The sequence below is a fragment of the Streptomyces sp. NPDC059003 genome (assembly GCF_042740445.1).
GTDB lineage: Bacteria > Actinomycetota > Actinomycetes > Streptomycetales > Streptomycetaceae > Streptomyces.
Genome location: NZ_JBHYJH010000168.1, coordinates 1 through 19,736, shown reverse-complemented (window position 1 = coordinate 19,736; position 19,736 = coordinate 1). Strand labels below are relative to the sequence as shown.

General features: G+C 73.0%; 16 protein-coding genes. 4 read left to right on the top strand and 12 right to left on the bottom strand.

Annotated features, from left to right (window positions below; genetic code table 11):
- Window positions 1-141 precede the first annotated feature (141 nt).
- The 4 genes from ACFWZ5_RS37290 to lipB all read right to left on the bottom strand — a co-directional run bounded on the left by ACFWZ5_RS37290 (window position 142) and on the right by lipB (window position 3,381).
- Window positions 142-846 carry a DUF4191 domain-containing protein gene (locus ACFWZ5_RS37290; protein WP_384891932.1) on the bottom strand — a complete coding sequence of 235 codons (705 nt, stop codon included), beginning with the start codon at window positions 844-846 and terminating at the stop codon, window positions 142-144.
- 30 nt (window positions 847-876) lie between these two features.
- Window positions 877-1,080, bottom strand: a complete 204-nt coding sequence (locus tag ACFWZ5_RS37285) for a hypothetical protein (RefSeq protein ID WP_384806131.1) — start codon at window positions 1,078-1,080, stop codon at window positions 877-879.
- 372 nt (window positions 1,081-1,452) lie between these two features.
- Window positions 1,453-2,418, bottom strand: a complete 966-nt coding sequence (locus ACFWZ5_RS37280; protein ID WP_384806133.1) for a lipoyl synthase — start codon at window positions 2,416-2,418, stop codon at window positions 1,453-1,455.
- 165 nt (window positions 2,419-2,583) lie between these two features.
- Window positions 2,584-3,381: a lipoyl(octanoyl) transferase LipB gene (lipB, locus tag ACFWZ5_RS37275; RefSeq protein ID WP_384806135.1), complete on the bottom strand. Its 798-nt coding sequence runs from the start codon at window positions 3,379-3,381 to the stop codon at window positions 2,584-2,586.
- Between the two features lie 261 nt (window positions 3,382-3,642).
- Here lipB and ACFWZ5_RS37270 point away from each other — a divergent pair, with 261 nt between their 5' ends.
- Window positions 3,643-5,085: a regulator gene (locus ACFWZ5_RS37270; protein WP_384806137.1), complete on the top strand. Its 1,443-nt coding sequence runs from the start codon at window positions 3,643-3,645 to the stop codon at window positions 5,083-5,085.
- Here the strand turns inward: ACFWZ5_RS37270 and ACFWZ5_RS37265 are convergent.
- The 3 genes from ACFWZ5_RS37265 to ACFWZ5_RS37255 form a co-directional block, all read right to left on the bottom strand.
- Complete coding sequence (locus ACFWZ5_RS37265) at window positions 5,082-7,286, bottom strand: family 20 glycosylhydrolase (protein WP_384891930.1); 2,205 nt, start codon at window positions 7,284-7,286, stop codon at window positions 5,082-5,084. The two genes, ACFWZ5_RS37270 and ACFWZ5_RS37265, sit on opposite strands and share 4 nt — an antisense overlap.
- A gap of 191 nt (window positions 7,287-7,477) precedes the next feature.
- On the bottom strand, window positions 7,478-8,878 hold the full coding sequence (locus ACFWZ5_RS37260) for an NAD(P)/FAD-dependent oxidoreductase (RefSeq protein WP_384804352.1): 1,401 nt from the start codon (window positions 8,876-8,878) through the stop codon (window positions 7,478-7,480).
- Window positions 8,879-9,047: 169 nt separating this feature from the next.
- Entirely contained in the window at window positions 9,048-9,995 is a 948-nt protein-coding gene (locus tag ACFWZ5_RS37255; protein ID WP_384804350.1) for a TIGR01777 family oxidoreductase, read from the bottom strand.
- A gap of 62 nt (window positions 9,996-10,057) precedes the next feature.
- Here ACFWZ5_RS37255 and ACFWZ5_RS37250 point away from each other — a divergent pair, with 62 nt between their 5' ends.
- Both ACFWZ5_RS37250 and ACFWZ5_RS37245 read left to right on the top strand, forming a co-directional pair.
- Window positions 10,058-10,546: a GNAT family N-acetyltransferase gene (locus ACFWZ5_RS37250; RefSeq protein ID WP_384804348.1), complete on the top strand. Its 489-nt coding sequence runs from the start codon at window positions 10,058-10,060 to the stop codon at window positions 10,544-10,546.
- A 146-nt stretch (window positions 10,547-10,692) separates the two neighbouring features.
- Window positions 10,693-11,838 carry a PP2C family protein-serine/threonine phosphatase gene (locus ACFWZ5_RS37245; protein WP_384804346.1) on the top strand — a complete coding sequence of 382 codons (1,146 nt, stop codon included), beginning with the start codon at window positions 10,693-10,695 and terminating at the stop codon, window positions 11,836-11,838.
- A 10-nt stretch (window positions 11,839-11,848) separates the two neighbouring features.
- On the opposite strand, the gene ACFWZ5_RS37240 is transcribed toward ACFWZ5_RS37245, so the two are convergent.
- Window positions 11,849-12,370: a DUF4240 domain-containing protein gene (locus ACFWZ5_RS37240; RefSeq protein WP_384804358.1), complete on the bottom strand. Its 522-nt coding sequence runs from the start codon at window positions 12,368-12,370 to the stop codon at window positions 11,849-11,851.
- A 181-nt stretch (window positions 12,371-12,551) separates the two neighbouring features.
- Between ACFWZ5_RS37240 and ACFWZ5_RS37235 the strand changes: the two genes are divergently transcribed.
- Window positions 12,552-13,499 carry an SDR family oxidoreductase gene (locus tag ACFWZ5_RS37235; RefSeq protein ID WP_384804356.1) on the top strand — a complete coding sequence of 316 codons (948 nt, stop codon included), beginning with the start codon at window positions 12,552-12,554 and terminating at the stop codon, window positions 13,497-13,499.
- A gap of 16 nt (window positions 13,500-13,515) precedes the next feature.
- Here ACFWZ5_RS37235 and ACFWZ5_RS37230 read toward each other — a convergent pair whose 3' ends face one another.
- The 4 genes from ACFWZ5_RS37230 to sucB form a co-directional block, all read right to left on the bottom strand.
- Window positions 13,516-14,487: a helix-turn-helix transcriptional regulator gene (locus ACFWZ5_RS37230; RefSeq protein WP_384804344.1), complete on the bottom strand. Its 972-nt coding sequence runs from the start codon at window positions 14,485-14,487 to the stop codon at window positions 13,516-13,518.
- A 421-nt stretch (window positions 14,488-14,908) separates the two neighbouring features.
- Window positions 14,909-17,605, bottom strand: a complete 2,697-nt coding sequence (aceE, locus tag ACFWZ5_RS37225) for a pyruvate dehydrogenase (acetyl-transferring), homodimeric type (RefSeq protein WP_384891927.1) — start codon at window positions 17,603-17,605, stop codon at window positions 14,909-14,911.
- A 332-nt stretch (window positions 17,606-17,937) separates the two neighbouring features.
- Window positions 17,938-18,582, bottom strand: coding sequence for a GntR family transcriptional regulator (locus tag ACFWZ5_RS37220; protein ID WP_384806098.1), 645 nt, complete (start codon window positions 18,580-18,582; stop codon window positions 17,938-17,940).
- A gap of 118 nt (window positions 18,583-18,700) precedes the next feature.
- Window positions 18,701-19,736, bottom strand: a 1,036-nt coding sequence (gene sucB, locus ACFWZ5_RS37215; protein WP_384891924.1) for a 2-oxoglutarate dehydrogenase, E2 component, dihydrolipoamide succinyltransferase, incomplete at its 5' end; no start/stop codon positions are given.

Below are 19,736 nucleotides of genomic sequence, written 5' to 3'. Positions count from 1 at the left end.
ACCCCAAAACCCCCAACCAACCTGGTTGTGGGGTTTGTTTTTTTTTTATAGCCCACGGGTACCCACCCGGGGGGCCCCGGGCCCGGCGGGGGGGCGGGGCCCCCCCTTCGACGTAGGGAGGAAGCGCCGGCGCGTCTTCGGCTAGCGCATCTTCGGGCCGCGCGGCATGCGCACGTTCTTCGGCATCGGCCCCTTCGGCAGGGGCATGTTCGACATCAGGTCCCCCATCGCCTTCAGGCGGTCGTTGGTCGCGGTGACCTGGGGGCCCTGGAGGACGCGCGGGAGCTTCAGGAGCGTGGTGCGGAGCTTCTTCAGCTCGACCTGGCCCTCGCCCGTGCCGACGATCACGTCGTGGACGGGGACGTCCGCGACGATGCGGGCCATCTTCTTCTTCTCGGCGGCCAGCAGGCCCTTCACGCGGTTCGCGTTGCCCTCGGCGACCAGGACGATGCCCGCCTTGCCGACGGTGCGGTGCACCACGTCCTGGCTGCGGTTCATCGCGACCGCCGGGGTGGTCGTCCAGCCGCGCCCGATCTTGTCGAGCACCGCGGCCGCCGCGCCGGGCTGGCCCTCCATCTGACCGAAGGCCGCTCGCTCGGCCCGGCGCCCGAAGACGATCGCCATCGCGAGGAAGGCGAGCACGAAGCCGAGAATGCCGAGATAGACCGGGTGGTCGATCCAGAAGCCGATCGCGAGGAAGACACCGAAGGTGACGATTCCCACAGCCGCGATGATGAGACCGATCTTGGAGTCGGCCCGCCGGGTCATCTTGTACGTCAGGGCGATCTGCTTGAGTCGCCCGGGGTTCGCCGCGGCGTCAGCCGCGGTGGTTTCCTTCCTCGCCATGTCCAGAAGTCTACGTGGCCCCGGGGGCGACTACGACGTGCGGGTTGCCCCGGCCTCTTCCAGCACGCGCTGGGCCTCGACCCGGTCCTTGGCGCGGCGCCGGTCCTCGAGGACCGACGTCCAGGCGTTGCGGCGTGCGGTGCGCTGGCCGGCGCTCATGAGCAGCGACTCGACGGCGCGGAGCGCGTCCGTGACGGACGGGATGGCGTTGGCGCGAAGGGGCGCGGCCTGCATGGTGATGCCCTCCGGGAAGCGACGGTGGATACGGGGGAGCGCTACGAGGTGGGGCTCGGTACTGCGAGTCGAGCCTGGGGGTTACCGCTCGGGCTCTGGCTAAGGGTGTACGTGCGGTAGTTCCAGGGTCACTGATTGGTGTTACCAGGGCGTGACCGAGCGGTCAAACGCCGATGAAGCCTTGACGCGCGGGCCCAAAACGCTGACGCGGCCCATACGTTGGCCCCCACCTGCGGGGACCGTACGGGCCGCGTCATCTCGGTCGCTACTCAGAGGTAGTCACTTGTGCGCGGATTCACACAGTCGTCGGCCGCCCTCGGGCAATCGGCAACCGGCAATCGACAACCGGCAACCGGCGATCGGCACCCGGGCTCAGACCGCCTGCGAGGCCACGTACGCCCCGCGCCGCTCGATCGCCATCTGGTACAGGCGGCCCGCGCGGTACGAGGAGCGGACCAGCGGGCCCGACATCACGCCGGAGAAGCCGATCTGCTCGGCCTCCTCCTTCAGCTCCACGAACTCGGCCGGCTTCACCCAGCGCTCGACGGGGTGGTGGCGCGGGGTGGGGCGCAGGTACTGGGTGATCGTGACGAGCTCGGTGCCCGCCTCGTGCAGCTGGCGCAGCGCCTCGCTGACCTCTTCGCGGGTCTCGCCCATGCCCAGGATCAGGTTGGACTTGGTGACCAGGCCGGCCTCGCGGGCCTTCGTGATGACCTCGAGGGAGCGCTCGTAGCGGAAGCCGGGGCGGATCCGCTTGAAGATCCGCGGCACCGTCTCCACGTTGTGCCCGAGCACCTCGGGGCGGGACGAGAAGACCTCGGCCAGCTGGTCCGGGTCGGCGTTGAAGTCGGGGATGAGCAGCTCGACCTTGGTGTAGCCCTCGGCGCGCTCCGCCGTCTGCGCGTGGATCTGGCGGACCGTCTCCGCGTACAGCCAGGCGCCGCCGTCCTCCAGGTCGTCGCGGGCGACGCCGGTGATCGTGGCGTAGTTCAGGTCCATCGTGACGACGGACTCGCCGACGCGGCGCGGCTCGTCGCGGTCGAGGGCCTGCGGCTTGCCGGTGTCGATCTGGCAGAAGTCACAGCGCCGCGTGCACTGGTCGCCGCCGATGAGGAACGTGGCCTCGCGGTCCTCCCAGCACTCGTAGATGTTGGGGCAGCCCGCCTCCTGGCAGACCGTGTGCAGGCCCTCGCTCTTCACGAGCTTCTGCAGGGCGTTGTACTCGGGGCCCATTTTCGCCCGGGTCTTGATCCACTCGGGCTTGCGCTCGATGGGGGTCTGGGCGTTCCGGACCTCCAGGCGCAGCATCTTGCGTCCGTCGGGTGCGACTGCGGACACATCGGCTCCCTGTAGCTTCGATTCTTCGGCGCACCCCAGGGTACGCCCGTGATGTCGTTGGGCTTACTTCCGGCCAACCTCTGGCCATGGGGGTGCATTCCCGTGCGGGCGCCCCGAGCCCCGCGGGACCCCCTGGACCACTGGACCGGGGGCCCCGCGCGGCCCCTAGGCCAGGGCCTTCTCGATGACCCGCGGCTTGAGCTCCGCGTTCTCCAGGATCTCCCTGAGGTGCTTCTCGACCACCGGAAGCACGTCCTCGATCGTGATGTCCCGCCCGAGCTCGTTCGCGATCGACGTCACGCCCGCGTCGCGGATGCCGCAGGGCACGATCCGGTCGAACCAGGTGTTGTCCGGGTTCACGTTCAGCGCGAAGCCGTGCATCGTCACGCCCTTGGCGACGCGGATGCCGATCGCGGCGACCTTGCGGTCCTCGCGGCGCTGGCCCGCGTTGGAGGGCGCGTACTCCGGGCCGTTCAGGCGGGGGTCGAACTCGTCGTCCGCGAGCCGCGGGTCGAAGTCCAGATTCAGCCCGCCGAGCGCCGGACGCCGCTCCACCGGGTCGCCGAGCACCCATACGCCGCTGCGGCCCTCGACCCGGCTCGTCTCCAGACCGAACTCGGCACACGTTCGGATAAGTGCCTCTTCCAGACGGCGTACGTGTGCTACGACGTCCACCGGACGCGGCAGCTTCTGGATCGGGTAGCCGACGAGCTGGCCCGGGCCGTGCCAGGTGATCTTGCCGCCGCGGTCCACGTCCACCACGGGCGTGCCGTCCAGGGGGCGCTCGCTGTCGTCGGTGCGGCGGCCCGCCGTGTACACCGGGGGGTGCTCCACGAGCAGACAGGTGTCCTGGATCTCGTCCGCGAAGCGGGCGGCGTGGATCCGGCGCTGCTCGTCCCAGGCCTCCTGGTACTCGACGGCGTCCGGGCCGAAGCCCAGCCGAATGAATCGCATCTCGCCCACGGCGGGTGCCTCCCTAACATCACCGTGCACTGAAGTCTCACCGAGCCCTCCGGGCACGGATGACTGCACCGTGCACGGAATGCGCCCCAGCCACTGTACGGCGGACGGAATGCCGTCAGCTCTCCGGCCAATCCTCACACGATCGGATGAATGCGGCTTGAAGGTCGCGATGAGGGCGGTGAGTGCCGTTACATTCGCGCCGTTCACGAGGCCATAAGGGCTGCTCAAGGCAGGCCCGGAAGGCAGGAGACCGCACAGCTGATGACGGAACGACCCCCGCAGCGCACCCCCAACCGCCAGCTCGCCGCACTGATCGCGGAGGCTGGATTCTCCAATGCGGGCCTGGCCCGACGCGTCGATCAGCTGGGGCTCGAGCACGGGCTCGACCTTCGGTACGACAAGACATCGGTGACACGCTGGCTGCGCGGGCAGCAACCCAGAGGCACCACACCCGCACTGATCGCCGAGGTCTTCACCCGCCGCCTCGGCCGCCGGCTCTCCGCGCAGGACCTCGGCCTCGACGCCTGCGCACCCGTCTACGCGGGCCTGGAGTTCGCGGCGACGCCCGAGGAGGCCGTCGACATCGTCGGCGGGCTGTGGCGCAAGGACTCCGGCAGCCACGCCGAGCTGCGCAAGATCGCGTTCACCCCGGCCGGGCTCGTCGTGCCGAGCCGGGACTGGCTCATCGGCCGGGCCGACGAGCGCGTCGCCCGCGGCGAGCCCAAGGAGACGCCGCGCGTGCCCCCGCAGGGGCGTCCCGGAGTGCCCCGGCAGCGCAGGGAGACCGACCGCGGCCCGGGGCACCGGGTGACCGGCGGCGACATCGCGGCCCTGCGCTCCGTCGGCGAGCTGTTCCGCGCCCTCGACCACGCGTACGGCGGCGGGCACGCCCGCCAGGCCCTCGTCCGCTATCTGGAGCACGAGGCCGAGCCGATGCTCCGCGGCACCTACAACGAACAGGCGGGGCGCCGCCTGTTCGCCGCCGCGGCCGACCTCACCCGGCTCGCGGGCTGGACGTCGTACGACATCGCGGCGCACGGCCTCGCCCAGCGCTACTTCGTGCAGGCCCTGCGCCTCTCGCAGGCGGCGGCCGACCGCGCGTACGGCTCGTACGTCCTCGTCACGATGAGCCGCCAGGCCGTCTACCTCGGCCACGGCCGCGAGGCCGTCCAGCTGGCGCGCGTCGCCCAGCAGGGCGTCGGCTCGTCGGCGCCGCCGGTCGTGCAGGCCCTGCTGCACGCCGTGGAGGCGCGCGGGCACGGCGTGCTCGGCGAAGTGAGGGCGTGCACGGCCTCCATGGTGCGCGCCGAGCGCGCCCTGGAAGCGGCCAGGCCCGGCGACGAAGTGCCGTACTGGGCGCGCTTCTTCGACGAGGCGCAGCTGGCCGACGAGTTCGCGCACTGCAACCGCGACCTCCAGCAGTACCGCGCGGCCGCCCAGCACGCGGAGCGCTCCCTCCAGCTGCGCGCCCCCGGGTACGCCCGCTCACGGCTCTTCTGCCGCGTCGTCCTCGCCACCGCGCGCCTCGGCCTCGGCGAGCTGGAGCAGGCCTGCCAGCTGGGCGCCGAGGCGGCCCAGGCGGCGGGCGAGATGCGCTCGGTCCGCGCGGTGGAGTACGTCCGCGAGTTCGAGCGCCGCCTGGAGCCGTACTGGGACGCGGCGCCGGTGCGCGGGTACCGCGACAAGGTCGCGGCGCTCGGCTAGCGCGGAGGGCGGGAGGGGGCGTGCCGTGCCCCCTCCCGCCCCAGTGCCACGTCCCACGTGGTGAGGTCGTCCAGGTCCCCGCGCAGGCTCGCCCGCTCCGTTCCGATGGAGCGCAGGGGCAGCGGGATCGACGCGGGGACGGACCCGACCCGCTCCCCGTCGGCGTACAAGGCCGTACGGCCCGGCGTGGCCACCCAGGTCAGCCGGGTCCAGCGGTCCAGGGGCAGCGTGTACGGGAAGCTGAAGTCCGCGACGCCGTAGCGGGTGAAGCCCACCCGCCCCGTGCCGTGCTGCATCAGCTTCAGGGCCCCGGCCTGGGAGCTGAGCAGCACCTGGTCCCCGGTCCGCGCGGACGGGCGCACCCGCACCGACACCGTCCACGGCTCGGCGACATCCACCCCGCCGAAGCCCACGCCGTCCCGGTCCGAGTCGAAGCGCCACGCCTGGCCCCGGACGCCCGGCACCGGCGTGGGGTTCTCGACGATGTACGAGGTGCCGTGCAGGCCGCCCGCCGCGTCCCGCGCGAAGAGCGTGTTGCCGGGGCTGCCCGCGTACGTCCAGCCCTTCGGGTACGGGGCGTCGTCGAAGGTCCAGCGGTGGCTCGGGCGGTCCGGCACCCGGGGCCGCTGCCACTCGCGCGTCATGCCCGGAGGGTCGCCGACGCGGCGCACCCGCGCCCGGAAGTCGGTGAGCGCGTCCGGCGTGGGGGAGCGGTTCCAGGTCCGGTCGGCGAGGACCGCCCGCGCGCCCGCCATGTGCCGCTCGACGTAGTCGTCGTCGGCCCAGAAGTTGTAGTCCGCCCAGTTCGTGAGGCCGGAGCCGAGCATGTCGGGGGCGGCGCTCGGCGCCCAGGCGTCGTACATCCAGGGCTCGTCGGGGTACTTGTGGTGGTAGTTGTTCGGCGTGTTGTAGAAGGGGCCGATCGCGATCTCGTCGTGACCCGGGATCGCGGGCTCCGCGCCCGTGCCCTCCCAGGTGAGGAAGACGACCCGCTCGTGTACCTGCTGCTGCGGCGCGGGCAGGTGCTCGGAGCCGTTGTAGACGGCCGTGCGCCTGCCGTGTGCCGTGACGACGTCGTCCAGGGTGTTGATGTAGCGGTTGAGCAGGTCGCCGAGGGTGGAGACGTCGGGCGCGGCGGCCAGGTGGTCCCGCACGCGCGGGCAGTCCGCGAGCTGTCCCGGCACCTCCTCCGCCCCGACGGAGAACAGCGGCGCGTCGAACCATCCCGCGAACTCGTCGACGATCTCCTTGGACTTCGCGACCGCCCGCTCGCTGGTCATGTCGACGATCCAGTCCGGCGTGAGGTGGGAGTGGGTGTGGGCTCCCGTGCAGGCCCCGGGGCCCGAGCCGAAGCCGATGCCGAACGCCTCGCTGACGGCGGTGGCGTGCCCGGGCAGTTCGAGGCCCGGCATGAGCTGGACGTGGTGGCGGGCCGCGAAGGCCTTCAGGCGCTCGATGTCGGCCCGGCTGTAGCTGTGGTCCGGGTCCGCGAGCCCGGGGAAGCGCGGGCTGTACAGGCGGAAGCCCTCGGCCTCGGACAGGTGCAGGAAGAGCGTGTTGAGCTTCTGGTCGCCCATCCTGCGGATCAGGTTCCTCAGGTAGCCGGGCCGCCAGTACTTGCGGCCCGCGTCCAGGTGGACCATGCGGATCCGCTGGGCGGGCCGGTCCAGGGAGCGGGCGCGCGGGACGGCCCGGTGGTCCGGGGCCGTGGCGCGCAGGAGCTGGAGGAGCGTGCGGGTGCCGTAGAACAGGCCGTGCGTGGACGCGGCCTCGACACGGACCGGGCCCGCGCTGTCGAAGCGGTGGCCCTCCGGGCCCAGGGCGCCGTCGGAGGCGAGGGTCAGGACGATGTCGTCCCGGTCGGGCCGCGCGCCGGCGTCGGCGACGACGCGCGGGGTGAGGCCGGTGACCCGCTCGATCTCCGTACGCAGCCGGCGGGCGAGGGCGCCTACCGACTGGTGTGCGGGGCCCGGGAGTTCGGCTCGGCCCGCGGGGGTGGCGGTGGCGTGGGCGGAGCGCGGGTCGATGAGGACGCGGGTGCCGCGGGTCAGCACGGCATGGCCGTCCAGGGCGGTCAAGGCGGTGGGGCGCGGGACGACGGCCGGCACGGTGTCGACCGGGTCGGCGTGGGCGACCGGGGGAGTGAGAGCTCCTATGAATAGGCCGAGGACAAGAGGGATCACGGGCAAGGAGCGACGCACGTCAGGCCTCCCGCGGCTCGGGGTCCGATGGCCGGATGCGCTGGCACCGTAGTGGTGTGCCGTGGCGACACACAAGGGTGCGGAAGCGGCGAAGCCCCCGCGTGGGGGGCGCGGGGGCTTGGGGGGAGCCGGTCTCGTACGGAAAAGGTCCGATGGGTCGGGGAGTGCGGAGGGGGCTGCGGCGCGGGGCTTCAGGCGGCCGTCGGTAACGTCTCTTCGGTGTACGCGGGTCCGATGCCCAGGTCGGCGAGGACGGCGCGGGCCGCGCGCCGCCCCGAGTGGAGGGCGCCCTGCACGGTGCTGGTGTCGCGGTGGTCGCCGCACACGTACAGGCCCGAGAGCAGCCGCACCGGGCGGCGCAGGTCGTGCGGCGGCGGCATCGCGGGCACCGCCTCCCGCGTGTGGTGGACGGCGAGCGGCTCCCAGCGGTCGGTCGGCGTGCCGTACAGCTCGGCGAGGTGGCCGAGGACCGTGCGGTCGAGGTCGTCCGGCGGCGGGCCGAGGACGGTGGACGAGACGAGGGTGCGGCCCTCGGGCGCGCGCGTGGGGTCGACGTTGCTGACGACGGCCGTGTGGGCGACCGGGCCCCGGCGGTCGGCGTCCAGGAGCAGCGCGGGCTCGGCGAGCGGCGGTTCGGGGGCCGCGTGGTGCACCACGGTGACCGGGTGGAAGGACGGCACGCGCAGGCCGGGCAGGAGCTCGGCGGCGGCGCGCGCGTCCGTGGCGAGCAGCACCCCGGCGCAGGTCAGCTCGCCGTGCTCGGCGGTGGTGACCCGGTTCGCGGCCACCGAGGTGACGCGTACGCCGGTGCGGACCGTCCCCGGCGGCAGCGCGGCCGCGAGGAGCTCGGGCAGGGCGTCGGCGCCGCCCTCGGGCAGGCTCAGGCGGCCGCGCGCGAAGGCGTGCAGGGCGAGGTCGGCGCAGCGGCTCGACGTCGTCAGGCCGGGGTCGCACAGGAGCGCGGAGAGCAGCGGGCGCAGGAACCCGTCGATGGTGCGCGCGGGCAGGCCGCGCGCGGACAGGGCCTGGGCGGCCGGGAGTTCGGGGCGCGTGAGGAGCCGCCGCACGGGCGTGGCGGCGATCCGCGCGAGCGCGGCGGCGAGGCGCGCCTGGTCGAGTGCGCTGCCGAGGGGCGCGGTCCGGGACGGTGGCCTGGGCGGCGTCGGCGTGGTCCGCGACGCGTGCTTCGGGGTCCTGGGCGCCGTGCGCGAGGGCCGCGGCACCCGGGGGGCGCTCGCGAGGGCGCGCGCCGCACTGAGTGCGCCCCTCGCGCTCCCTCCGCCTGCGGGCTCCGCCGCGCGGTACTGCCTGCCGCCGCTGTGCACCAGCAGGCCCGGCGCGAACGGGCGCAGGACGAGCGCGTCGAGGCCCGGTGTGTGCCGCAGTTCCGGGTACGACGTGGTGAGCAGCTGGCCGATTCGGTCGAGCCGGAATCCGTCCACCTTCTCGGTCGACATCCGGCCGCCGACGCAAGGGGCGGCCTCCAGGACGACGGTCGCGACGCCCGCCCTGGTCAGCTGGTGTGCGGCCGACAGTCCCGAGACCCCGGCTCCCACGATGACGACATCCGCATGGTGCGCAGGCTCTGGCACGTGCTCCTCCCGGAGGTTGCGCGGCTGCTGGGAACCCTTATGCCCTCCACCGGGCCGCGGAATCCCCGAGTCCCGGTCGAGGGTAGGAGCCGGGCGGGCACAGGGCAGACGCGCACGGGCCGGGCACGGTCGCACGGCGGTCGCACACCGCGGCACAGAGTGCCGCTCCTCAGGCGAGCGCGGCCCGCACCGCCTCGTCGACCGTCGGGTGCGCGAAGGAGAACCCCGACTCCAACAGCCGCGCCGGAAGCACCCGCTGGCTGCCGAGGACGTCCCCGGCCATCTCCCCGAGCACGAACCGCAGCACCGGCTCCGGAGCCGTGAACACCGTCGGCCGGTGCAGCGCCCGGCCCATCGCCGCCGTCACCTCGCGATTGGTGACCGGCCGCGGCGCGGTCAGGTTGAACGGCCCCGACAGGTCGTCACGCGCGAGGAGGTGCCGCAGCGCGGCCACCTCGTCGCGCAGCGCGATGAAGCTCCAGTACTGCCGACCGTTCCCGAGCCGCCCGCCGAGACCGGCCTTGAACAGCGGGAAGAGCCGCCCCCACGCGCCGCCGTGGCGCGCCACGACCAGGCCGCTGCGCGCACAGACGGTCCGCACGCCCGCGTCCCGCGCCGCGTCGGCCGCCGCCTCCCACGCCACGCACATGGAGGGCAGGAACCCCTCTCCACAGGGGGCGGTCTCGTCGACCGCGCGGTCACCGGTGTCTCCGTAGTAGCCGATCGCGCTGGCGTTCAGGAACACCCGGGGCGGCTCGTCGAGGGCCGCGACGGCCGCCGCGAGGGTCCTGGTGCCGAGCACCCTGCTGTCGTACATCTCCCGTTTGTACGCGACGCTCCAGCGGCGGTCGCCTACCCCGGCCCCCGCCAGATTGACGACGGCGGTACAGCCCGCGAGGCCCGCCGTGTCGACATATCCCTCCTTGGGGTCCCAGCGGACCTCGTCCCGCGCGCTCGGCGCGCGCCGCACGAGGCGTACCACCTCCTGGCCATCGGCGGCCAGCGAGCGTGCGAGCGCCGAGCCGATGAGGCCGGAGGCACCGGCCACGGCGACGCGGGGCGGCCGCTCGGGCCGGGACGACGGGGCGGAGGACTGTTCCGGACGCGTGGGCTCCATGGGTCCATCCTGCCGCGAAAAGGACGGGTGGGCCGTCGTACGCCCGCCGTACAGTGACGCTCATGCAGCAGACGTACATACGCCCTTCGCGGGCCGAGGACGACGACGCGCTGGCCCTCCTGGACCGCGAGGCCTGGTCCACCGTCCACTCGGTGCAGCCGCGGCCGCGGCCCCCGCACGAGCCGTTCTTCTCCGAACGCTTCGGCCCCCGCGACCACCTGGTCGCCGAGGTGGACGGGCGGATCGTCGGCTACGTCCGGCTCGGCTTCCCCACGCCGCTCGAGGTCAACGCGCACGTACGCGCGATCCTCGGCTTCGTCGTCGCCGAGGAGGCCCGCGGCAAGGGCGTCGGGCGGCAGCTGATCCAGGCCGTGGTCGAGGAGGCCCGCCGCCAGGGCGCGCGCCGCATCACGCTGCGGGTCCTCGGCCACAACACTCCGGCCCGCAAGCTGTACGAGTCGGAGGGCTTCGCGATCGAGGGCGTGCTGCCCGGCGAGTTCCTCCTGGACGGCCAGTACGTCGACGACGTACTGATGGGCCGCCCGCTCTGACACCCCCGCCCCGGACACCCCCGCCCCGGACACCCGACCGACCGGCCCGGCGTGCGTCCGCCCCGTGGGCGTAGGAGCGTGGACACGTCCTCCTGGGCGCCGGGGAACCGGCCCGCGGGGATCCGGTCCGCCGGGAAGGAGCACCGATGACCAGGGCCGCGGCCGGGCGGCGGGACGAGCGCGACCCCGACTGGCCGCGCGGCGCGCCCACGCCCTCCTGGCTGCGCTGGCCCGCGCCCGTGCTCCTGGTCCTGACCTGCGTCGTGCAGCTCCTCACGCCGAAGTCGCTCGACCTCAGCTTCCTGCTCGCGTCCGTGCCGCCGCTCGCCGCCCTCGCCTACGGGCCCGCCGCCACCGCGCTGTTCGGCGGCGCCGTCCTCGTCCTGCTCTCCCTGCCCGCGTTCGACCTGGGGCACCCCGGCGAGAGCGACTCGGCGACCGTCGCGTTCGCGGCCCTGCTCTGCGTGCTCTTCGCCTGGGTGCGCAGCCGCCGCGACGCCCAGCTCGTCACCGTCCGCACGGTCGCCGAGGCGGCCCAGTTCGCGGTCCTGCCGCCGCTGCCGGAGCGCGTGGGCCCGGTGCGGTGCGCGGGCCTGTACCGGGCGGCGCAGCGCGGCACCCTGGTCGGCGGTGACCTCTTCGACGTGCGGAAGGGGCCGTGCGGGGTGCGGGCCCTGGTGGGCGACGTGCAGGGGCACGGGCTCGCGGCCGTCGGCACCGTGGCCGCGCTGCTCGGCGCCTTCCGGGAGGCGGCCCTCGACCAGCGGGAACTGGAGGGCGTGGCCGCGCGCCTCGACCGCCGCCTCGTCATCGACGCCGAGGACGCCGGAGACGCCGCAGCCACCCGGGACACCCGCGACGCCGAACACGGTGGGGCCGGCGAGCTCTTCGCCACCGCCCTGCTCCTGGAGTTCGGCGCCGGCGCCGACGAGCTGCGCCTGGTCTCCTGCGGCCATCCGCCTCCGCTGCTGCTGCGCGGCGGCGCCGTCACCGAGCTGGAGGTGACACCGGGTGCCCCGCTCGGCCTCGGCATGGCCGGGGTGGCGCCGCCGCGGGAGACCGTGGTGGGGCTGCGGCCCGGCGACTGGCTGCTCGCCGTGACGGACGGGGTGACGGAGGCGCGGGACGCGTCCGGGGCCTTCTATCCGCTGGCGGAGCGGCTGCCCGCGCTCTTCGAGGCGGACCAGGACGATCCGGCGGCGCTGACGGACGCGATCTGGACAGATCTTGTCCGGTTCTCCGGAGGGGTACGGGACGACGTGGCGCTGCTGGTGTTCGCGCTCGAGCCCTGAGCGCGGGGGCTCACCTGGCGGCGAACCGCTCCCACAGCTTCGGATAGCGCCGCGCGAGCACCGCGTCGTCCTCGAAGTCCAGCGGTGTGCCCTCGGGCTCCGGTGGCGCGGGGGCGATGCCGAGGTCCGGGGCGACGACGCCGGTGAGCTGCTCGTACGCCTCGTCGGCCGCGTACCCGAGCTCCTCGCCGTCGCCGTCGATCTCGTCGTCGAAGTCGTCGAGCAGCTCGGCGAGCGCGTCCGGGTCGTGCAGGGCGCCCTCGAAGACCTCGCGGCCCTGCCCGATGAGCCAGCACCGGAAGTAGTCGAAGGCGTCGTCGCTGGCCCCGTCGAGCAGCACCCAGGCCGCGCCCCACAGGTCCCAGCGGTAGGCGCGGTTGTAGCGGGCCTCGAAGTGCCGCGCGAAGTCCAGGACGGAGTCCGGGTCGGACCGCAGCAGCCGCTCGGTGAGCAGCTCGGCGTGGTCCTCGGGGTCGCCCTCGGCGGCCTCGCGGGTGCTGTCCACGATCTCCCAGAACTCCGTCTCGTCCATCACGGCTCAAGCATCGGCCCTGGCGGGTGGGGGCGCACGCGGAGTGCGCCGGAAAGCGACTGTGTCGTTATGTGCGCACATGCCCATGGAAAAACCGACAGTAGATGTCGGCATTCCCTGTGAGGCTCACCCCATGAACAACGCCGCGAAGAACTCCACGAAGAATTCCCCGGACAGCACCATGGACAACGCCACGGAGAACGCACGGCCGGCCACGGGCCCCCTGGCCGGAAGGATCGCCCTCGTCGCCGGTGCCACCCGCGGGGCCGGCCGCGCCATGGCGGTGGAGCTCGGCCGCGCCGGGGCCACCGTGTACGTCACGGGCCGGACGACGCGCGAGCACGTCAGCGAGGTCGGCCGCAGCACCGAGACCATCGAGGAGACGGCCGAGCTCGTGACGGCGGCGGGCGGCACCGGGGTCGCCGTGCCCACCGACCACCTCGACCCCGAGCAGGTCCGCGCGCTCGTCGACCGCGTCGACCGCGAACAGGGCCGCCTCGACATCCTCGTGAACGACATCTGGGGCGGGGACGTGCACGTCGAGTGGGACAAGAAGATGTGGGAGCACGACCTCGACAAGGGCCTGCGCATCCTCCGGCTCGGCGTCGAGACGCACATCGTCACCAGCCGCTTCGCCCTGCCGCTGCTCATCCGCAACCGCGGCGGCCTGGTCGTCGAGGTCACCGACGGCACCGACGAGTCCAACCGGAGCTACCGCAAGCCGTACTACTACGACCTCGCGAAGGCCGCCCCGCTGCGCATGGCCCGCGCCCTCGCCGAAGAGCTCACGGAGTACGGCTGCACGGCGGTCTGCCTGACCCCCGGCTGGCTGCGCTCGGAGGCCATGCTCGACACGTACTTCAAGGTCACGGAGGAGAACTGGCTGGCGGGCACCCAGCAGAACCCGCACTTCGCGATCTCCGAGACCCCGACGTTCGTGGGCCGCGCCCTCGCCGCGCTCGCCGCCGACCCCGACGTGGCGCGCTGGAACGGGAAGTCCCTGTCCAGCGGCGGGCTCGCCAAGGAGTACGGCTTCACGGACGTGGACGGCTCGGCACCGGACGCCTGGCGCTACCTCGCGGAGGTCGACCAGTCGAGCAAGGAAGCGGACGTGACGGGCTACCGGTAGCCCCGGCCCGCCCCGGTCAGCGGTAGAGCTCGGCCATCCGGGCCGCCGTGCCCGCGAGCCGCTCGCGCAGCTCCGGCGGCTCCAGGACCTCCACCTCCGGGCCGAGGGCGAGGAGTTGGGTGTACGCGACGGCGGCGGACTCGACGGGCAGGGTGACGGTCACCCGGCCCCGCTCGTCGGGTTCGGCGTCCTGGAGGACCTCGTGGGCGGCGGCGCGGTCGGTGACGTACGGCAGCTGCCGCGCGCCGTCGGGGGAGAGCCGCAGGACGGCCTTCTCGCGCAGGATGGCCCGCGCGAACTGCGCGGCGCGCTCCTCCCAGAAGCCGGGCAGGTCGAACTCCTCGTCGCGTACGAAGTGGTCCTGGCTCGCGGAGGTGACGGCCGTGAACCGGTCGATGCGGTAGACCCGGAACCCCCCGCTCTCCGGGGCGCGGGCGCACAGGTACCAGACGCCCGCCTTCAGGACGAGGCCGTACGGTTCCAACTCCCGCTCGACCTCGGTGTCCTGGCGCCGGTAGCGGGCGACGACACGGCGGTCGTCCCACACCGCGTCCGCGACCGCGGGCAGCAGTTCGGGGGCCGGGACCTCCTTGAACCAGCCGGGGGCGTCCAGGTGGAAGCGCTGCGCCGCGCTCCGCGAGGCGTCCCGGAGGGACGGCAGCAGGGCGGCCGACACCTTGAGACGGGCCGCGGACGCCGCGTCCTCAAGGCCCATTTCGCGCAGGGCGCCCGGCACTCCGGACAGGAAGAGGGCCTCCGCCTCGCTGCGGGCGAGCCCCGTGAGCCGGGTGCGGTAGCCGCCGATGAGCCGGTAGCCGCCGGTCCTGCCCCGGTCCGCGTACACGGGCACACCGGCCTCCGACAGGGCCTGCGCGTCCCGCGTGATCGTGCGCTCCGACACCTCCAGCTCTTCCGCGAGCTCGGCGGCGGTCATGGACGCGCGGGCCTGCAGCAGAAGCACCATCTTGATGAGCCGGGCAGCGCGCATGCCCCCCATAATGCCGCCCCCTGGCGCGGTCGCCCTGAGCAGCCCCCACATGCCCCCGCCCGCCGCTCCGCGGCGGCATCTCCCCGCCCACCCGCCCATACACCCCCGCCGGCCCGCACCCGCCGACGGCGGCCAGCCCCCGCCGGGGGCGCCCACCCCCTGGGAGGGCAGAAACGGGCGGGCGGGTGGGAAACAACGCCGCGCGCAGCGCGGCGGCACCACCCACCGGCCCGCACCGGGTCGGACGCGCCACCGCCCCGCCGCTTCGCGGCGGGATCTACCCCGCCCACCCACCCCATGCGCAGCCGACGGCGGGCAGCGCCCACGAGGGGCGCCCACCCCCGGCAGGGTGGGAAACGGGAAAAGGGTGCGGGGCCCCCGTCAGAAGACAGGGGCCCCGCACTCGTATCGAGCCGAAGGCTTACAGCCCGTACTTGGTACGGGCCTCCTTCACCACAGCCCCCGGCACAACCCCCTGCGCGGCGAGCCGAGCCAACGCCGCGACCACGATCGACTCGGCGTCCACGCCGAAGTGGCGCCGCGCCGCGTCCCGCGTGTCGGAGAGGCCGAAGCCGTCCGCGCCCAGCGAGGAGTAGTCCTGCTCGACCCACTGCGCGATCTGGTCCGGGACCTGCCGCATGTAGTCGGAGACCGCGAGGACCGGGCCCTCGGCGCCCTGCAGGGCCTGGCGCACGTACGGCACGCGCTCCTCGCCGCGCAGCAGCGCGGCGTCCGCCTCCAGCGCGTCACGGCGCAGCTCGGTCCAGGAGGTCGCGGACCACACGTCGGCGGCGACGCCCCACTCCTCGGCGAGCATCTTCTGCGCGGCGAGGGTCCAGTGGATGGCCGTGCCGGAGCCGAGCAGCTGGATGCGCGCGGCGTTGGCCGCGGGCGAGAGGCCCGCGCTCTCCGCCGTGTTGAAGCGGTACAGACCCTTGACGATGCCCTCGTCCACACCCGCCGGCTTGGCGGGCTGCGGCATCGGCTCGTTGTAGACGGTCAGGTAGTAGAAGACGTCCTGGTCCTCGCCCGGCGCGGCCTCGCCGTACATGCGGCGCAGGCCCTCCTTGACGATCGCGGCGACCTCGTAGGCGAACGCCGGGTCGTACGTCAGGGCGGCCGGGTTGGTGGCCGCGATGACGGGCGAGTGGCCGTCCGCGTGCTGCAGGCCCTCACCGGTCAGCGTCGTGCGGCCCGCGGTGGCGCCGACGAGGAAGCCGCGGCCCAGCTGGTCGCCGAGCTGCCACATCTGGTCGGCCGTCCGCTGCCAGCCGAACATCGAGTAGAAGATGTAGAAGGGGATCATCGCCTCGCCGTGCGTCGCGTACGACGACGAAGCGGCGATGAAGTCCGCCATCGAACCGGCCTCGGTGATGCCCTCGTTGAGGATCTGGCCGTTCTTGGCTTCCTTGTAGTACATCAGCTGGTCGCGGTCGACCGGCTCGTACGTCTGGCCCTTGGGCGAGTAGATGCCGAGGGACGGGAAGAGGGACTCCATGCCGAAGGTGCGGGCCTCGTCGGGCACGATCGGCACCCACCGCTTGCCGGTCTCCTTGTCGCGGACCAGGTCCTTGACGAGGCGGACGAACGCCATGGTCGTGGCGACCGACTGGGATCCCGAGCCCTTGTCGAAGGCCGCGAAGGCCTTGTCGGCGGGGGCGGGCAGCGGCGCGACGGGGTGCACGCGACGGGCCGGGGCCGGGCCGCCGAGGGCCGCGCGGCGCTCCTGGAGGTAGCGCACCTCGGGGGAGTCGGCGCCCGGGTGGCCGTAGGGCACCTGGCCGTCGACGAACTGGCTGTCGCTGATCGGCAGCTCAAGAAGATCACGCATGTTCTTGAACTCGTCCGTCGACAGCTTCTTCATCTGGTGGTTCGCGTTCTTGGACGCGAAGCCCTCACCGAGGGTGAAGCCCTTGACGGTCTGCGCCAGGATGACGGTCGGCGCGCCCTTGTGGGCCAGGGCGGCCTTGTACGCGGCGTACACCTTGCGCGGCTCGTGGCCACCGCGGGACAGGTGGAAGCACTCGAGGATCTTGTCGTCGCTCAGCAGCTTCGCCATCTCGACGAGCGCCGGGTCCTTGCCGAAGAAGTCCTCGCGGATGTACGCGGCGTCACGCGTCTGGTACGTCTGCACCTGCGCGTCCGGGACCTCGCGGAGGCGGCGGACGAGGGCGCCGGTGGTGTCGAGCGCGAACAGCTCGTCCCAGGCGCCGCCCCACAGCGACTTCACGACGTTCCAGCCGGCGCCGCGGAACTGGGCCTCCAGCTCCTGCACGATCTTGAAGTTGGCGCGGACCGGGCCGTCGAGGCGCTGCAGGTTGCAGTTGATGACGAAGGTCAGGTTGTCCAGACCCTCGCGGGCGGCGAGTGCGAGTGCCGCCGTCGACTCGGGCTCGTCCATCTCGCCGTCACCGAGGAACGCCCACACGTGCGAGGCCGAGACGTCCTTGATGCCGCGGTTGGTCAGGTACCGGTTGAAGCGGGCCTGGTAGATCGCCGACAGCGGGCCGAGGCCCATGGAGACGGTCGGGAACTCCCACAGCCAGGGGAGGCGGCGCGGGTGCGGGTAGGAGGGGAGGCCGTTGCCGCCCGCCTCCTGCCGGAAGTTGTCCAGCTGCGCCTCGGTCAGCCGGCCGTCGAGGAAGGCGCGGGCGTAGATGCCGGGGGACGCGTGGCCCTGGATGTAGAGCTGGTCGCCGGAGCCGTCCCCCTCCTTGCCGTGGAAGAAGTGGTTGAAGCCGGTCTCGTACAGCCAGGCGGCGGAGGCGAAGGTGGCGATGTGGCCGCCGACGCCGTACTTGGAGCCTCGGGTGACCATCGCGGCCGCGTTCCACCGGTTCCACGCGGTGATGCGGGCCTCCATCGCCTCGTCGCCGTCGACGGCGGGCTCGGCGGCGGTGGGGATGGTGTTGACGTAGTCCGTCTCAAGAAGCTTGGGCAGCGCCAGGCCCGCGCCCTCGGCGCGCTCCAGCGTGCGGCGCATCAGGTACGCGGCACGGTGCGGCCCGGCCGCCTTGGTCACGGCGTCCAGGGAGGCCTGCCATTCGGCGGTCTCCTCCGGGTCGCGGTCCGGGAGCTGGTCGAGCTCGCTCGGCTGGATGCGGGAGGGGTCGGTCATTACGCCGCCTTCCTGAGTCGGAGGGGTGCCCAGCCGGTGTCGGGCGGGGTCCCTTAACGGAAAGGGTCGGGGGTGCCCTTGGTCTTTGGCAGGACAGGGCGTGGGGTTCTGGTGAGATCCCGTCGTCGACTGTAAGCCCGCGATCGATGATCGATCAAAGCGTTGAGCGGAAAACTTCCCTCTCGGGGCAAAAGTAGGCACAGGGTGTCATGGTGCGGGGCACCGCGTGCCTTCGATTCGCAGGATTTACGCAGGTGGGGCGACGTATGAGCGCCGCTCGCGCGGAATGAGCGGCACCCGGCGGTCGGCCGTCAGCGGCGGGCGGCCGTCGCTCACGCGGGGTGGACGTCCCCGTCGGGCCGGGGCGCGCAGCCGAGGACATGGGCCTTGACCACTTCCGCGATCCGCGGGTCCCGGCGCTTGAACGCCTGGACCAGGGCCTCGTGCTCCTCCGCGTACGACTGCTGCACCGTGCCCAGCCAGCGGATGGACAGGGCCGTGAACACCTCGATGCCGAGGCCCTCCCAGGTGTGCAGGAGCACCGAGTTCCCCGCGGCCCGGACCAGCTCGCGGTGGAAGGCCACCGTGTGCCGCACCTGCCCGGTGCCGTCCTTGGCCCTGTCGGCCTCGTACAGGGCCGCCACGTGCGGTTCCAGGGCCGAGCAGTCGTCCGCGAGCCCGTCGGCGGCGAGCTCCGCCGCGATCGCCTCCAGGCCCGCGCGGACGGGGTAGCTCTCCTCCAGGTCCGCTGCGGTGAGGTTGCGCACGCGTACGCCCTTGTTGGGCGCGGACTCGATCAGGCGCAGGGACTCCAGCTCCCGCAGGGCCTCCCGCACGGGCGTCTGGCTGACCTCGAGCTCGACGGCGATCCGCCGCTCCACGATGCGCTCGCCCGGCTTCCAGCGCCCGCTCACGATGCCTTCCACAATGTGCTCGCGAATCTGTTCGCGCAGCGAGTGAATGACGGGCGCGGTCATAAGGGCTCCTTGGTGAGGGCATTGACCTCTAGACAATACGGCTGTGCCCCCGTCCGGAAACCTCCGGACGGGGGCACAGCCGCTGATGAGACGAGTCTTACAGTCCGTCCCCGGACCCTTACAGGCCGAGCTCGACCTCGAACTCGCCGGCCTCCAGGATGGCCTTGACCGTGGTCAGGTAGCGGGCGGCGTCCGCGCCGTCCACCAGACGGTGGTCGTAGGACAGCGTCACGTAGGTCATGTCGCGCACGGCGATGGTCTCGCCGAGGTCCGGGTGGTTGATGACCACCGGGCGCTTGACCGTGGCACCGATGCCCAGGATGGCGACCTGGTTCGGCGGCACGATGATCGTGTCGAAGAGCGCGCCGCGCGAGCCGGTGTTGGAGATGGTGAAGGTCGCGCCGGACAGCTCGTCCGGGGTGATCTTGCTGGCGCGGACCTTGTTGGCCAGGTCGGCGGTCGCCTTGGCGATGCCGGCCAGGTTCAGGTCACCGGCGCCCTTGATGACCGGCGTCATCAGACCCTTCTCGGAGTCCACGGCGATGCCGATGTTCTCCGAGTCGAAGTACGTGATGGTGCCCTCGTCCTCGTTGATGCGGGCGTTGACGACCGGGTGGGCCTTCAGCGCCTGCGCCGCCGCCTTGACGAAGAACGGCATCGGGGAGAGCTTGACGCCCTCGCGGGCGGCGAAGCCGTCCTTGGCCTTGGCGCGCAGCTTCATCAGCTTGGTGATGTCGACCTCGACCACGCTGGAGAGCTGGGCCTGGCCGTGCAGCGCCTTCATCATGTTGTCGCCGATGACCTTGCGCATGCGGGTCATCTTGACCGTCTGGCCGCGCAGCGGGGACGCCTCGATGGCCGGAGCCTTCGGGGCGGCCGGAGCAGCGGCGGCGGCCGGGGCGGCGGGAGCCGGAGCGGCCGTCTTCGCGGCCTCGGCGGCGGCGAGGACGTCCTGCTTGCGGATGCGGCCACCGACGCCGGTGCCCTTGACCGAGCCCAGGTCCACGCCGTTCTCGGCGGCGAGCTTGCGCACCAGCGGGGTGACGTAGGCGCCGTCGTCGACCGGGGTGACCGGGGCCGGGGCGGCCGGAGCGGCAGGCTGCGCCGGGGCGGCCGGGGCCGCGGGCTGAGCCGGAGCCGGGGCGGCAGCGGCG

Coding starts and splice junctions, on each gene's coding strand:
- ACFWZ5_RS37230 (WP_384804344.1), bottom strand. CDS start 14,487: ATGCGCGCTGCCCGGCTCATCAAGATGGTGCTTCTGCTGCAGGCCCGC.
- ACFWZ5_RS37245 (WP_384804346.1), top strand. CDS start 10,693: ATGACCAGGGCCGCGGCCGGGCGGCGGGACGAGCGCGACCCCGACTGG.
- ACFWZ5_RS37235 (WP_384804356.1), top strand. CDS start 12,552: ATGGACAACGCCACGGAGAACGCACGGCCGGCCACGGGCCCCCTGGCC.
- ACFWZ5_RS37290 (WP_384891932.1), bottom strand. CDS start 846: ATGGCGAGGAAGGAAACCACCGCGGCTGACGCCGCGGCGAACCCCGGG.
- ACFWZ5_RS37250 (WP_384804348.1), top strand. CDS start 10,058: ATGCAGCAGACGTACATACGCCCTTCGCGGGCCGAGGACGACGACGCG.
- ACFWZ5_RS37220 (WP_384806098.1), bottom strand. CDS start 18,582: ATGACCGCGCCCGTCATTCACTCGCTGCGCGAACAGATTCGCGAGCAC.
- ACFWZ5_RS37240 (WP_384804358.1), bottom strand. CDS start 12,370: ATGGACGAGACGGAGTTCTGGGAGATCGTGGACAGCACCCGCGAGGCC.
- ACFWZ5_RS37270 (WP_384806137.1), top strand. CDS start 3,643: ATGACGGAACGACCCCCGCAGCGCACCCCCAACCGCCAGCTCGCCGCA.
- aceE (WP_384891927.1), bottom strand. CDS start 17,605: ATGACCGACCCCTCCCGCATCCAGCCGAGCGAGCTCGACCAGCTCCCG.
- ACFWZ5_RS37285 (WP_384806131.1), bottom strand. CDS start 1,080: ATGCAGGCCGCGCCCCTTCGCGCCAACGCCATCCCGTCCGTCACGGAC.
- ACFWZ5_RS37255 (WP_384804350.1), bottom strand. CDS start 9,995: ATGGAGCCCACGCGTCCGGAACAGTCCTCCGCCCCGTCGTCCCGGCCC.